This window comes from Methanobrevibacter sp. (genome assembly GCF_045120835.1).
Taxonomy (GTDB): Archaea; Methanobacteriota; Methanobacteria; order Methanobacteriales; family Methanobacteriaceae; genus Methanocatella.
In genome coordinates this window covers 1-14,289 of the sequence record NZ_JBGVFE010000115.1, presented here as the reverse complement: position 1 = coordinate 14,289, position 14,289 = coordinate 1, and the positions used below count along the sequence as shown (strand labels likewise).

At 38.0% G+C, this 14,289-nt stretch carries 14 protein-coding genes and 1 tRNA gene; 4 read left to right on the top strand and 11 right to left on the bottom strand.

The window, feature by feature from the left end; all coding sequences use genetic code 11:
- Positions 1 to 5: 5 nt before the first annotated feature.
- Positions 6 to 1,604: a bifunctional N(6)-L-threonylcarbamoyladenine synthase/serine/threonine protein kinase gene (locus ACJMLO_RS10160; protein WP_405296461.1), complete on the bottom strand. Its 1,599-nt coding sequence runs from the start codon at positions 1,602 to 1,604 to the stop codon at positions 6 to 8.
- A 79-nt stretch (positions 1,605 to 1,683) separates the two neighbouring features.
- Between ACJMLO_RS10160 and ACJMLO_RS10155 the strand changes: the two genes are divergently transcribed.
- Together ACJMLO_RS10155 and cobT are read left to right on the top strand one after the other, a co-directional pair.
- On the top strand, positions 1,684 to 2,181 hold the full coding sequence (locus ACJMLO_RS10155) for a hypothetical protein (protein WP_405296459.1): 498 nt from the start codon (positions 1,684 to 1,686) through the stop codon (positions 2,179 to 2,181).
- On the top strand, positions 2,174 to 3,238 hold the full coding sequence (gene cobT, locus ACJMLO_RS10150; protein ID WP_405296457.1) for a nicotinate mononucleotide-dependent phosphoribosyltransferase CobT: 1,065 nt from the start codon (positions 2,174 to 2,176) through the stop codon (positions 3,236 to 3,238). Before ACJMLO_RS10155 ends, cobT begins: the two co-directional genes overlap by 8 nt.
- Positions 3,239 to 3,331: 93 nt before the next feature.
- Here the strand turns inward: cobT and ACJMLO_RS10145 are convergent, their stop codons facing one another.
- The gene (locus ACJMLO_RS10145; protein ID WP_405296455.1) at positions 3,332 to 4,165 is read right to left on the bottom strand and encodes an undecaprenyl-diphosphate phosphatase; all 834 of its coding nucleotides are present in this window, start codon (positions 4,163 to 4,165) and stop codon (positions 3,332 to 3,334) included.
- Between the two features lie 12 nt (positions 4,166 to 4,177).
- A complete protein-coding gene (locus ACJMLO_RS10140; protein ID WP_405296453.1) occupies positions 4,178 to 5,101 on the bottom strand; it encodes a branched-chain amino acid transaminase in 924 nt (307 codons plus the stop codon).
- Positions 5,102 to 5,227: 126 nt separating this feature from the next.
- Here ACJMLO_RS10140 and ACJMLO_RS10135 point away from each other — a divergent pair.
- Positions 5,228 to 5,299 (top strand) — tRNA-Val (locus tag ACJMLO_RS10135).
- A 189-nt stretch (positions 5,300 to 5,488) separates the two neighbouring features.
- Positions 5,489 to 6,316 (top strand): F420-dependent methylenetetrahydromethanopterin dehydrogenase, encoded by an 828-nt coding sequence (locus ACJMLO_RS10130; protein WP_405296451.1) that lies wholly within the window; start codon positions 5,489 to 5,491, stop codon positions 6,314 to 6,316.
- Positions 6,317 to 6,410: 94 nt separating this feature from the next.
- On the opposite strand, the gene hisB is transcribed toward ACJMLO_RS10130, so the two are convergent.
- The 8 genes from hisB to ltrA all read right to left on the bottom strand — a co-directional run.
- The gene (gene hisB, locus ACJMLO_RS10125) at positions 6,411 to 6,989 is read right to left on the bottom strand and encodes an imidazoleglycerol-phosphate dehydratase HisB (RefSeq protein ID WP_405296447.1); all 579 of its coding nucleotides are present in this window, start codon (positions 6,987 to 6,989) and stop codon (positions 6,411 to 6,413) included.
- 39 nt (positions 6,990 to 7,028) lie between these two features.
- Positions 7,029 to 7,229 carry a 4Fe-4S binding protein gene (locus tag ACJMLO_RS10120; protein ID WP_405296445.1) on the bottom strand — a complete coding sequence of 67 codons (201 nt, stop codon included), beginning with the start codon at positions 7,227 to 7,229 and terminating at the stop codon, positions 7,029 to 7,031.
- A 19-nt stretch (positions 7,230 to 7,248) separates the two neighbouring features.
- The gene (locus tag ACJMLO_RS10115; RefSeq protein ID WP_405296443.1) at positions 7,249 to 7,941 is read right to left on the bottom strand and encodes a TOBE domain-containing protein; all 693 of its coding nucleotides are present in this window, start codon (positions 7,939 to 7,941) and stop codon (positions 7,249 to 7,251) included.
- Between the two features lie 62 nt (positions 7,942 to 8,003).
- On the bottom strand, positions 8,004 to 9,560 hold the full coding sequence (locus tag ACJMLO_RS10110; protein ID WP_405296441.1) for an oligosaccharide flippase family protein: 1,557 nt from the start codon (positions 9,558 to 9,560) through the stop codon (positions 8,004 to 8,006).
- A gap of 50 nt (positions 9,561 to 9,610) precedes the next feature.
- Positions 9,611 to 10,195 carry a flavodoxin family protein gene (locus ACJMLO_RS10105; RefSeq protein WP_405296439.1) on the bottom strand — a complete coding sequence of 195 codons (585 nt, stop codon included), beginning with the start codon at positions 10,193 to 10,195 and terminating at the stop codon, positions 9,611 to 9,613.
- 69 nt (positions 10,196 to 10,264) lie between these two features.
- Positions 10,265 to 12,676 carry a DUF3344 domain-containing protein gene (locus tag ACJMLO_RS10100; RefSeq protein WP_405296437.1) on the bottom strand — a complete coding sequence of 804 codons (2,412 nt, stop codon included), beginning with the start codon at positions 12,674 to 12,676 and terminating at the stop codon, positions 10,265 to 10,267.
- Between the two features lie 234 nt (positions 12,677 to 12,910).
- Complete coding sequence (locus tag ACJMLO_RS10095) at positions 12,911 to 13,045, bottom strand: hypothetical protein (RefSeq protein ID WP_405296435.1); 135 nt, start codon at positions 13,043 to 13,045, stop codon at positions 12,911 to 12,913.
- Positions 13,011 to 14,289, bottom strand: a 1,279-nt coding sequence (ltrA, locus tag ACJMLO_RS10090) for a group II intron reverse transcriptase/maturase (protein WP_405296433.1), incomplete at its 5' end; no start/stop codon positions are given. The genes ACJMLO_RS10095 and ltrA, both read right to left, overlap by 35 nt.

Here is a 14,289-nt window from a genome sequence, read left to right as displayed (position 1 = left end):
CCACCCTAGTGAGTGTACCTTCCACGGGATTCGATATCTTCTATCACATCAAGTATTGACCCGTCACCGTATCCCTTCAAAACCAAATCGAAATATTTCAGGGCAAGATTATAATCAATGCTCTGCAAGGATTTTTTCAAGACAAGAAGGTCAACCGCCTTGTCTTCCCTAAGCTGTGAATACCTTCCAAGCCCGAAGTCGATGAAAACCAAATCATCACCGCTGAGCATGATATTGGATGTTGTGATATCCCCATGGATAATGTCTGCCGAATGCAATTTTGAAATCTCGCGGCCCATCCTGAATGCCAAATCATCATCAATGACATCTTTGACCATTGCACCTTCAATTTCCTCCATGACAATTGCCTTAGCATTCAAATCAATATCATATAAAACGGGAGTTCTAACCCCTGCCCTTTTTGCATCGCTTAAAAGCTTTGCCTCCTCTTTAGTCCTTGCGCGCCTTATCTTGTCATCAATTTCCGGAATTCTGTAACCCTTTACAATGCGATCCTTAATGACTGCTCTTTCACCAAGATAAGTGCTTTTGACGATGTTTGACTCAGCGCCTTTCGCTATCAAGTCATCTGAAAGCTTAAGATAGGTCTTGGTATTGTCAATCCATGGAATGTCAACCTCATCTGTTCTGAACTTCTGTATAATGCCCGTTTCACTTAAACTCATAGGCCCGAATTGTCTGCACATCAAAAGACCCAGCCATGCAATCATGACCCCATTGTCACCGCACAATTTCATTTCCGGCATGTAGAACCTTGCGCCGTGTTCCTCAGACATTGTCTTGAGCATTTCACGTAAACGGGAATTGGCCGAAACCCCGCCGCACAGCATGACCTCATCCTTTTGTGTGTGTGAAAGGGCACGCTCAGTGACTTCAACAAGCATTGAAAATGCGGTTTCCTGAAGCGAAAAGCAGATGTCCTCCATTGGGGTTCCCTTTTCGGCTTCCCTTAAAGCCGCAGAAAGCAGTCCTGAAAACGAAAAGTCCATCCCTTTGACTATATATGGCAAATCTATATAATTTCCCTTCCTGGCCAGTTTTTCAATGACCGGTCCTCCAGGATGGCCCAGACCGGTTTCACGGCCGAAATGATCAAGGCAATTGCCGATTGCAATGTCCAGTGTTTCACCGAAAATCCTATACCTTCCGCTTTCATAAGCAATGACCTGGCTGTTGCCTCCGCTGACATACAATGACACGGGATTGACTGCTCCGGTATCGAGCTTTCCGACCTCAACGTGACCTATACAGTGGTTTACTCCAATTATCGGTTTTTTTAATGATAATGCTAGTGACCTTGCTGAAGTTGCAACTATCCTTAATGCCGGACCAAGACCCGGACCCTGTGAAAATGAAATCAAATCAATGTCTGTGTAAGATAATCCTGACTCCTCAATGGCCTGAGGTATGAGCTTTGGAATCCATTCGGCATGGTGTTCAGCGGCCAAACGAGGATGAATCCCGCCTTCTTCCGGAAATAGCTGCTTTCCGGCCATTGCCAGAATATTACCGTCACTGTCAACTATTCCCACACCTGTCTTTTCTGCTGTTCCTTCAATGCCTAAACTTATCAAAATAATCAACCGGAAAAATTAATTAATTAGTATATTACATTTAAAAATATAAAAATATTTTTTAATTTCAAAAAACATAAGTGAAAATATGGGATTTTATAGTGCTAATACTCCAGAACAAAAGAGAGTAAAACAATTAACCGGAGACATCAACATCCACGACATGTTTAAAAACGAATGCAATACACGTGGAATACCGATTTACAATGCATACAACATTCAAAAGCGATTGATACATGAAGTGGAGCTGGAACAGCTGGATGGTGTCGATGCGGTGGACGACAGACTGATGGAACTTTTGGATGAAAGGTCAAAAAACAAGGTAACACACAGATACGTTGATTTTGTCTCAAGAGAAGACAGCGCCTCCAAGGGAGTCATTCCTCCTAAGGCAGATGACAAGCTTCCTCCAAAAGAACAGATTAAAATTCCACCTAGAGCAAGAGACGGTCAGACATTCAAGACAGACAGCGAACTGTCACAGGATGAAATGCTGAAAAAGATCATGCTCCAAAACAAGAAGATTATTAATCAGAACAAGATTATTATAGACTTACTGAAAAGGCAAGGTGAAAAGGATGATTGATGGCGTTACAACTTACGGTTCATATGAACTGATAGAAAGGCTGCAGGAAGCAGAAGACGAAGCAGTATTTTTACTTACAATAGGAACAACAGAAACTTCCCTGATAGAAGGAATCTCAGGAGCGGGCCCATCAGCCGATTTGACTGAATATACACCGGCAGGAGATGCCGAATTCATGGTTTTGGGAGAAGTCAGATGCTGTGAAGCACCGGCAGAAACCGTGGTGGGAGATGCAGCGGCGCCAACACCTGCAAGACTTACAAAAGCGGCACTTCAGGTTTCAAATATCCCATTTGTTATTGTTGATGCAGGTTCCAAAATCAAGCCGGATGTCGAATACGTCAATTTGGGAAGCGAATACGGAAGGGACATAAGAACCGGGAAAGGCGTTTTAAATCCGTTGGAAATATTCGAAAACGCAAAGGATTTAGGTAATGAACTCTCACAAAGGCATGAAATGCTCATAATTGGTGAAAGCATAGCCGCCGGAACCACAACCGCATTGGGAGTTTTAAAAGCACTGGGATATGAGGCAAACGAGAAAGTGAGCGGAAGCATGCCGCACAACCCTCATGACCTGAAATCAGATACCGTCAATGAAGGGCTTGAAAATGCCGGAATCACCCCCGGTGAAGCGGATGCCATGCAGGCAATCGGTGCGGTAGGAGACCCTACAATTCCTGCAGTTGCCGGACTGGTATTGGGTTCAGACATTCCTATTATTTTAGCAGGTGGAACACAGATGGCAGCAACCTGTGCGGTAATCAAATCCATTCAGCCAACATTCGACTTTTCAAGAATCAATCTGGCAACTACAGTATTCGTGGCCGCAGATGAAACAGCAGATCTCTTCGGAATTCTGGAACAGATTGATGACGGCATTACCGTCAATGTGGTTGACCCGAGATTTGAAGAATCCGAACATGAAGGATTGAAGAATTACCTTAAGGGATTTGTAAAGGAAGGTGCCGGAGCCGGAGGAGCAATGTTTACTGCACTTGTACTTGGAAATTCCGTTGAAAAACTAAGAAAAAGAATAGAAAAAGTTTGCAGATAGAGATTCACTTAATCTCTAACCTTATTTTTATTATAGGCCATCATTTCCTTATTTACTAATATCTAAAAAAAGAAAAGATATAATAGATTATATCTAAAATATGTGAGCGATTGAGCCCATAAAGACTATTATACCCATCAGCCAGCAATAATATGAAAATATATCCAAGTTTCTGTTCTGTATCAGGTCAAGCATCCATTTGATTGCAAGATAACCTGCAATTATTGATGCGAGAAAACCTAAAAGTATAGGAAAGAAGTTTGCATCCATTGCTGAGCCAATATCCTTAACCTGCAGGATGAATGCACCCAAAATGGCAGGTATTGACAATATGAAACTGAATTTTGCTGCAAATTCCTTGTCAAGGCCTATTGTAAGACCTGCTGCGATTGTTGTACCTGACCTTGAAAGTCCCGGCAGGATTGCACATGCCTGACCCAATCCCATGAATAACGCCTCTTTTTTTGTGATAGTATCGTAGTTAATCTCACCGCTTGTCATTCTTTGGGAGAGGTATAGTATTGTTCCTGTTACAAACAAAAAGAATGCAGGAACATAGAGGGCACCTGAAAAGAGTGCATCAACTGAATCCTCAAACAATACTCCAACGATACCGACAGGAATTGTTGCAAGAATCACATACCATGCAAGCCTTTTATAGGGATCTGAATAAAAACCTTCCCTGAATCTTCCCTGCAGGATATCTTGGATACTTGAAAGCCAGGATTTAATCATCTTATAAATGTCATATCTGAAAAACCACAATACCGCTATCAGTGTTCCCAGATGAAGGAAGGTATCAAAAGCAAGTGAGCTTTCAACTCCCAAAAGGTTTTGAACAAAAACCAAATGTGCAGAACTGCTAACCGGTAAAAACTCAGTCAGTCCCTGAACTATACCGATTATTATTGCCTGTAGTATATCCATAGCCTACACCGCTTAGATGTATGATAACCAGTTGTATTTGTCTTCCACTTTGGCTTCGACAATATCAAAGAATGCAGATTGTATTTTTTCTGAAACAGGGCCTCTTTTACCGATTCCGATTGTTCTGTGATCGATTGAACGGATTGGAGTTACTTCAGCTGCGGTTCCTGTGAAGAATACTTCATCTGCAATGTATAATCTTTCCCTTGAAATGGTTTCTTCAACGACCTCATATCCTAAATCACGTGCGATTGTCATGATTGAATCCCTTGTGATTCCTCTGAGGTTGGATGACGCCATTGTAGGAGTGTATAATTTGTCCCCTTCTACAAGAAAGATGTTTTCTCCACTGCCTTCAGAAACATGTCCTTCATAGTCAAGCATGATTGCCTCATCAAATCCGTTGTCGATTGCTTCAAGCTTTGCAAGCTGTGAGTTCATGTAGTTTGCTCCGCATTTTGCAAGTGTCGGGAAAGTGTCCGGTGCAGGTTTTCTCCATGATGAAACGCCGATGTCAACACCGTTTTCCATACCTTCTTCACCGAGATATGATCCCCATTCCCATGCTGCGATTGCAACGTTGACAGGACATCCTAAAGGATTTACTCCAAGTTCACCATAACCTCTAAATACGATTGGGCGTATGTAGCATCCGTCAAGTTCGTTTACACGGACGGTTTCGATTATTGCCTCAGCGATTTCATCCTGAGTATATGGAATATCCATCTTATAGATTTTTGCTGAGTCAAACAGCCTCTGAACATGTTCTTCGAGTCTGTATACGGCAACACCCTTTTCGTTTGAGTATGCTCTTATTCCTTCAAATACGCTTGTTCCATAGTGTACTACATGTGAGAGTACTGATATGTTTGCGTCTTTCCATTCTACGAATTCACCATCTATCCATACTTTTGTTGCTTTGTCATCCCAAGCCATTTTATCACATCAATTAAATAAATTTTATATTTACTATTATATTTTTATTGACTAATAAAATTTTCTTAGGCAGAATTTGAAAAATAGAAAGTTATATATAATAGTAAATTCATAATAATGTTTGTTGGTTCCGTGGTCTAGTGGTATGATACCTCCCTTACAAGGAGGGGATCACGAGTTCGAGTCTCGTCGGAACCACTCATATTCTATTTTTAAAAAATTTTATCTCCTTTAAAGTGTTTTTTCTCAATTTAAGGTTAAATTAACTCTTTTTGATAGTGTAAATTTGTTTGTTTAAAAACCAACAAAATGGCTTAAAATTTCAAATAATAAAATTTAAATACTTTCTATACTAAATTTTTAATTATCAAATAAGGAGATAAAATTATGGTAGTAAAAATTGCTATTATTAAAAGTGGTAATATTGGTACTTCACCAGTAATTGACTTATTGTTAGACGAAAGAGCAGACAGACCAAATATCGATGTAAGAACCTTTGGATCTGGAGCAAAAATGAACCCAGAACAAGTAGAAGACGTCGTACCTAAAATAGACGCTTTCGAACCTGATTTTGCAATCTTCATTAGCCCAAACCCAGGAGCTCCTGGACCAGCTAAAGCAAGAGAAATGTTATCTGCAAAAGACATCCCAGCTATTATCATCGGTGACGCACCTGGTAAAGGTAAAAAAGATGAAATGGATGAACAAGGTCTCGGTTACATTATCGTAATGTCTGACCCAATGATTGGTGCAAAAAGAGAATGGTTAGACCCAACTGAAATGGCTATCTTCAACTCAGACATCTTAAAAGTTCTCGCTGAAACCGGTGCTTTAAGATTAGTCCAAAAAACCATTGACGATGTTATTGCACAAGCAGAAGCTGGTGCAATCGAATTACCAAAACTCATTGTTACTGCTGAAAAAGCTGCAGAAGCTGGTGGATTTGCAAACCCATACGCAAAAGCAAAAGCTATCGCTGCTTACGAAATGGCAGGATCCGTTGCTAACTTAGACATGAAAGGTTGTTTCATGACTAAAGGTTTCGAAAACTTCATCCCATTAGTAGCTGCTGCTCACGAAATCGCTGCATGTGCTGCTAAATTAGCACAAGAAGCTAGAGAAATCGAAAAAGCAAATGATACTGTTTTAAGAACCCCTCACATGAAAGAAGGTAACCCAGGTTCCAAAACAGATTTAATCTCAAAACCAGAATAAGTAGCAAATTTGCTACTTTCATTTTCTTTTTTTTGTGATGATTATGTAATATATTTTTTACATAACCTTTGAAAAAAATATAGCTAAGAATTAGCTATAATGTTCCTTTTGTGGAAGGAATCTGATCATGTTCTATTTTTATTGCATCTTTTAAAGCTTTTGCAAATGCCTTAAAAACTGCTTCGGCCTTGTGGTGATCATTTTCACCTTCAACAGTGCCATAGATGTTTATTTTAGCGCTTGATGAGAATGACTCGAAAAAGTGAATGACAATGTCGGAGGTCATGTCACCAATCTTTTCATTTTTGAAGTCAAGATTCATGTTGCAGTAGCTGCGTCCGCCTATATCAATTGCCACAGTTGAGACTGACTCATCCATCGGTACAATAGCATGAGCCATTCTTCTAATGCCTTTTTTATCGCCGATAGCCTCAAGGAATGTTTCGCCTAAAAGAATTCCGACATCCTCGATAGTGTGGTGGTCATCTATTTCAAGGTCTCCTTCAGCCTTGACATCCAAATCTATCATGGAATGTTTTGAAAATGATTCCAGCATGTGATTGAAGAAGTTTACACCTGTTGAAATGCTGTATTTGCCTGTTCCATCCAGATTCATTTTTATTTCGATATCGGTCTCCGATGTTTTTCTTGAAAGATTTGCAATTCTAGTCATGATTTAACCTATCAAATAATTAATTTTAGCTTCAATAATTTAGGCTTCTTCGCCCGGACGTATGATTTTAATGCAGTCTGTAGGACATTCCATTGCACATAGCGTACAGACATGGCAATATCTCAAATCCAATATACGTGCAACGCTACCAACCTTCCAAATTTTGGCTGATTTGGGACAGATTTCTGCACACTTTCCACATCCGATACATTTGTCTTCATCAACCAAAATCCGTAACATCCAACTGCCTCCAATAATGCTATAACTTCAAGGTTGCAACTGACATTGCCTTGAATCCTATATAGATTTCCTTGCCGATATTTAGGTTCAGTTCCTTTTCGGCAGAAACTGTAATGTCGCTGCATAATGTGATGCCGCCCACATTGACCTTGACGCGAATGATTTCGCCTTCAAGTTTCATTTCAACAATTTGTCCTTTCAGTATATTACGAATGCTTGAAGCCTGCGGCTCCAACATTAAAAATATATTGTCGTAACTGATCAAAGCCAATATCACATCTCCAATTTCATAATTCCTGTTCAGTGGAGCGTTGATTTCAAATTCATCCATCTTTATAGTCATTACGCCTTTGGTTTCGTTTATATCAATGACTTCGGCCTCGATTTCATTGACATCCTTGTGCAATTCCATTATGGCATTGATCTTTTTGCATTCTTTTAGGATGGAGTAGCCTTCCTCAGTCAATGAGGTTCCTCCACCCCCACCTTTTCCGCCTTTGGTGGTGCTTACAACCTTTACATCTAAGGTTGATTCGATTTTATCTATATAATTTAATGCAGTCCTGTAGGAAACGTTGATTTCCTTTGCTGCCGCAGTCAAAGAACCGGTTTCTAAAATAGACACGAGCAAATTGTACTTTTTACTGTCAAGCAAAAAAGAGTTGCCATCTACATTGATTTTATATTCAACACCTGCTCTAACATCAGTCATTTATAAATCCCCCGAAATATAATAATTGTAAATATATTTTTTATATATAAATAACTTTTCGATTATCTGAATTCAATCCTTTCAATGAAATTCAAAACTTTATTGACAATCTTGGCTATCGGACCAAATCTTGAAGACAACTGCCTTAAACTTTCAATATCGTCTTTCTGGAAGAATTTAACCAAAATCAAGGCAAAGAAATAAACTATGACACATATGAAAATGCCTGGGAATAGCCAAAATGCATCTTTAGGTATAACGATGGCGAAAACTGCCATTATCAGGGATGCGAGAATAATCTTTACTATCGATTTTGTAGGGGCACTGGTCTTAGTCAATCTGAATACGAAATAGATGCACGGCACCATCATCAAGAAGCATGCGATGCTTGTAGCCAATGCCCCGCCTGCAATTCCCATGCTCGGAACCATCAGCCAGTTCAAAAGTCCGGTAACGATAGCTCCACCGACAAGAATATACATTGGAATTCTAGGATTACCTATTCCTTGAATTATGCTTGTTGATATTGCAAATATTGAATAGAATGTCATTCCGATTGACAATATGGCAAGGGCTGATGCACCTGCAACATATGCCGGATTTTTAAAGTATAAAATCCTCAAAGTAGGGCTTGCAAACATGGCAAGGCCGACACACATAGGCACAACAAACAGCAGCGAATACTTGTATGCCTCTGAAACATATTTCTGGAGGGTTTCGTTATCCTTAAGCTTGAAGGCTTCAGAGGATGCCGGAAGAATTGTTGTTGCAATGGAAACCGAAATGATTAGGGGAAGTCTTGCAATCGGATCTGCAGCTGCGAAAAACCCGATGTCGTCAAAGGTCAGGAATCTGCCCATGACGATTGTGCAGATATTGTAGATGAGCATTTCAGCAATTGCGGTAATGATGACCGGTATGGAAAATTTTACCAGTGTTCCCGCAAGGCTCAGCTTGTCCTTTCTTGAAAATACAAAATCATCGCTAGGCTTTGGAATATACTTCGGCATGTGGACCTTGAAGATATAGAGTGCAGCCACTACAGAAAGCGAATATCCAAGGACAGTACCCCACAATGCACCGACTGTTGAAAGGCCGATTAAAACGAAGGCTGTAGCAAAAAGAATCATACCCAACTGCTCTACAGCACGGGTGTATACGATATACTCCATCTTATATACGCCCTGAAAGGCTCCCCTGAAGGCACCGACAATGACGCTGAACGGAGTGATGAGACCAACAATCTGAAGCGGAACCATTGCCAGAGGCTTGTGAAGATATGAATGGGCAAGCCATGGAGCAACGACAAATATCATCAGCACTCCAAACAGAAGTCCCAGAAATACCATTATCTTCAGGGCCGTGTAGATAGTCTGGCGAGCCATGTCATGCTCACCGACGGCTTCATACTCCGCTACGTATTTTGCAATGGCAGGAGGAAGCCCACCGGCTGACAATGTCTGAAAAATTCCCTGAAACGGCAATGTAATTCCTAAAATACCATAGGCAGTAGGACCTAAAAGTATTGCCATTAAGAAACGGTATATATAACCTCCCAGACGGAAAATTATGTTACCTATGAGAATTATCAAACTACCCCTTACTAACTTGTTAGCCATATTATAACCTATAAAAAGTGTTTTAATGTATTTTAACTAAATTATACTATTTAAATATATTTATTCAGGAAATTTTCAAATTCCTTTAAAGTCCTTTTCAGTGACTCCATTCCGTAAGTGTCCCTTTTCATCTCATCCAGGGAGTCTCTAGACCAGAATGAAGCTCCAAGGTTGGAACCGAAAGGCCCTCCGCTGACCGGGATTATTCCATGAATCATGAAATATGTGATGTTTGAGAGATGTGCAAAGTCCTGGCCTCCAGTACGGTCGCCTCCAACGGCAATGCTCATTCCGATTTTGCCCCTTAGGATGTTGTAGTCAACAGCTTCAAGGGCTCTTGTGCGGTCCATGATTATTGACATGTTTGCGGATACGGATCCTGACTGGACAGGCGTTGCAAGGATGATTCCGTCTGAGTTCAGGAGGTTTTCATAGACTTCAGCCATGTCATCCTGGATTATGCATTTCTTGTTTTCTAAACAGTAATCGCAGTGCATGCATGGCTTTAAATCCTTTCCCCGGCATGTGAAGATTTCAGTTTCAAAATCATGATTTTCTAAATGACTCAAAGCTTCGCTTAAAGCATAATATGTGGTATCATTTCTTGGACTTGCGCAGATTCCAAAAACTTTCATAGAAATACTTTGTTAAAATTGGTTAAAATAATTTTAGAAAAAAAGAAAGGGAAATAGAGAAATTAATCTCTATTTAAGTGTAATTTTAACTTTCTTGGTTGCTGCTTTATAAGCATTGTTACCTGCAAATTTAACAACCGCTTTGTATTTACCTTTTTTGGTTAATTTTTTGATTTTAAAGATAGCTTTACCTTTAGCATTGGTTGTTGCTTTGAAAGTTTTTTTACCTATTTTGAGTGTTACTTTTGCACTTTTAATAGGAGTTTTACCAGATTTTAAGGCTATAGCGTATTTTTTAACTTTTTTCTTAGCTTTAAAGGTTGCTTTTTTAGCAGTTATGGTAGCTTTCTTAACTACTACAGGTTCCGGAGTAGGTGTTGGGTCCTCTTTGACTTTAGTTACAACAACAATTTGTTGTAAAGCTAAAAACATTCCTTTGTTAAGAATAACTGAGACATTATTACTATCTTTTGCGGTACTAGTAATATCTTTTTGATAAACACCAATTGTATTTTTAACTACAGAACCATTATTTGTAATATTCCACACATTATCATCAAGTACTCCATTTATGGAAATGCTAGCCCTACCAGGTTCAGAACCTGCACCGAAAATATAAACTGTAACATTATTTGCATCTTTAGATGAAATATCTAAAGTGGAATCAATTTGAAGTTTTCTATCACCATTTCCATAAGCACCTAATAAATCTGCACAATTTGAAATATAAACATCTTTGATAACTTTACTTTCAGTAGAATTGTACAAATAGATTAAAGTACTAGGATAAATACCACCACTAAGGTTTCTATTTAATTCCAATGAATTATTTCCATTTATAATGCAATTAGTTACGTCATAGACTAAAACACCATAACCACCGTTACCTACTGCATTAGGTTGATCCCTAATAAATGCAACAGGAGTTAATGATTTTTTATTAAAGGTAGCATCTAACATGTTAGCATTATCTCCAGAAATGGAAGTGTATGGAACATAAATAAATGCTTTAACAATTACTGAACCGCTTTTTAAACTAACAGTCCAATTATCAACCCTATTTTGTGTACCAGAAGCATATTTACCATTTCCATCAGCACCTATAAAATTAGAACCATCAATAACGATATCTCCAGTGATAGTTCCTTTAAAGAAAGGTTCTGTACTAGTCTGATTATATAATGCTTTATTGAAGTATCCATTATATAATAAAACTGCATCAATAGATTTATTATTTAAAATTTCATCTTTTAATAATAATTGAGCAGTGTAATTAACTTTGTCATAAGTTCCTGTTCTTCCAGTATAAGTAGTAGAAGGAGTTACAGGCCTAATTGTATTATCAATTAAAGATACTTTTTGAGTTCCAGCAGTTAAATATACTTCAGTAGAATCAATTTCCACACCATCTGCTAATAATTTAACAACATAAGTAGCATTTTTATTAGTATTTACTGTAATGGTGATTTTATTGCTGATGCCAGGGTATGCAATAGGTACTTTATCATCTGAATATACTTTACCATCACGTTCGGTGACTAAAGAAAGGGAGGTTGAAATTAACTCTTGTTTAGCAGTTAAAACAGATAGAGCCTGTTTATATGAAACACCATAAGCTCCTTCAGCACCAATGGCAAGAATTTCTGTTTTCCTAGTACTGTTAAAGTAATCAGTCACATCCCATTTATTATATTGATAATAACTACCTGATTTATGTTCAGGATTTGTTAAAAATTTACCATTGATCTTATATGTGGCATCTGAACTGGCTAATGCAACATTGGTTAAGGACATTTCCAATACATTAGTTAATGAAGTTGTATCATAAGTTAATGTTGTATTAGAGTTTGTCCAGATTTGATTATCATTAATCCAATAATTAATTACATCACTGTCTCCATCATCATAAGCTAAAACCAATCCGATTAATTTAATATAACCGAGATTAGTAGCAGTTTCCTTGCCAGGCATAGAGGTAGTATTAACTTTAATCTTTAAAACAGTACCATTTAAACCTGCTAATTGACTGGTTATATCATAATGTATCATATAATCAAGATTAGATTTTGTTGCATGGTCAGTTACATCATAAACCACAGTTTTATCTGTAGCCTTATAACATAAAGATTCATTGTAAGTTACTTGATTATTACCTGTTTCAATAGTGGTGTTAGCAATTACACCCATTGAATCATCAGCTCTAACACCATAAACATTCACATAAACATCCGCACTCTTAATTGTTTTTGCATCTGACGGAATAGTATAACTTAATTCCCCACTTTTTGCCCACGGGTTTTCAGTTACAACATCCACTCCCCCGGATACTGATCCGGAAGCTGTAGGTTCTGAATCTCCTATAACAGCTTCATCGTCGCCGGATGCAATTGCATCATCTGCATCTTGTGCAGACACTGCACCAATTGAGAGGACAATCATTAAAATAAAAATAGATATAAACAAAAATTTTTTATTCTTCATAATAATCCCATTTTTAAAACATGTTTTGCGTACCAAGTCCCTTATGTAATAAAATAAATTATATTTATATTAAGTTTATTAGTACAATTTTACTTTAAAGTAATACTAATATAAATCTTTCTAAAATCAAATTATTTAAAAAAATAATACTACTTTATAAAGCGATGAAAAAAAAATAAGGATTTAGTAATACTTTTGATTAAAAATCAAATAATAAATAAGAAAAAAGTATTACTATGCAATTAATTTCTCGGATAAGAATGAGATGTTGCCACCCCATTCTCTCCTAAGAACCGCACGAGTGCCTTTCAACACATACGGCTCAAGCAAATCTTTACCCGAATGTCCTGTTATATCGCCTGTTCTCAAAGTAACTCTCCTTACTCTTGTCATAGGGACTGTAGTTATGTTTAATCATAGCATGGCGACGGATTTTAAACCAATCCATTCTAATCAAATGGTTTTTCTCTTTAGGACCAGTCAAAATCCAATTGCCTTTATGAACCCCATCATCATAATAAGGAAAATACTTGTTTTTAATCCAATTCCAACTCTTCTTAGGATGCATTCTTCTTAAAAACTTATATACCTTTCCCCACATATAATAATGCATATCGCTAAACACTTTCTTTGAAACAACATGACACCAATAGTTTGCAGTGCCCCTAATCAAAGGATTCAGCCTATAAATCAAATCATCCACACTAAGACCGTAATACTGTTTAAAAATATCATCAACCTTGGATTTATAACTTTTAATACTTGCTTTTGAAGGTTTAATAAAACATTTCTTACCCATCTGTGTATCATATTGTCTGAAATTAAATCCAAGGAAGTCAAAACCGTCGGAAATGTGTGTAATGCGGGTTTTGTCCTCAGCGAGGGTCAGACCCCTCTCATCAAGATAAGGATCGAGAATATCATAAACTCTCTCAATATCGCTCCTATTTGATGCAAATATCACGAAATCATCGGCATATCGGACTACACGATAATTACCTTTGGTAATAAATGTAGTGTATTTCCCACCATAGTGTTCTCGTGTATGGGAATAATATGAGATTCCCAAATACTCCTCCAATCCAGTAAGAGCAATATTAGCCAATAATGGAGATAGAATGCCTCCCTGAGGAGTTCCTCTTTGTGATATATGGAAAACTCCATCATCGACATAACCAGCCTCTAAAAATCTTTTCACAAGTTTAATTAACGGAAAGCCTTCTAATTGTTCTAAGATAAACTCATGACTGAGAGTATCGAAACACGATTTGAAATCGCCTTCAAATACCCAACACCATTTACCACGACTGATATTATTAAAAATTCTAGCCACAGCATCGTGTACACTCCTTTTAGGTCGAAAACCATAACTTATGGGTTCAAACCTAAATTCCCATTGGGGCTCAAGAGCCATACGAACAATCTCTTGATAAATCCTATCAATAATTATAGGAATACTTAACGGCCGCAATTTTCCGTTTTTCTTTGCAATATATTTTCTAAAAGCAGGTTTGGGCCTATGAGACTTGATATTTCTAGATTTAAGCTCATAAAATAATTTTATTCTTTTCCTATCAGTCAAAGCACGAAACCCATCAATTCCCGCAGTTTTA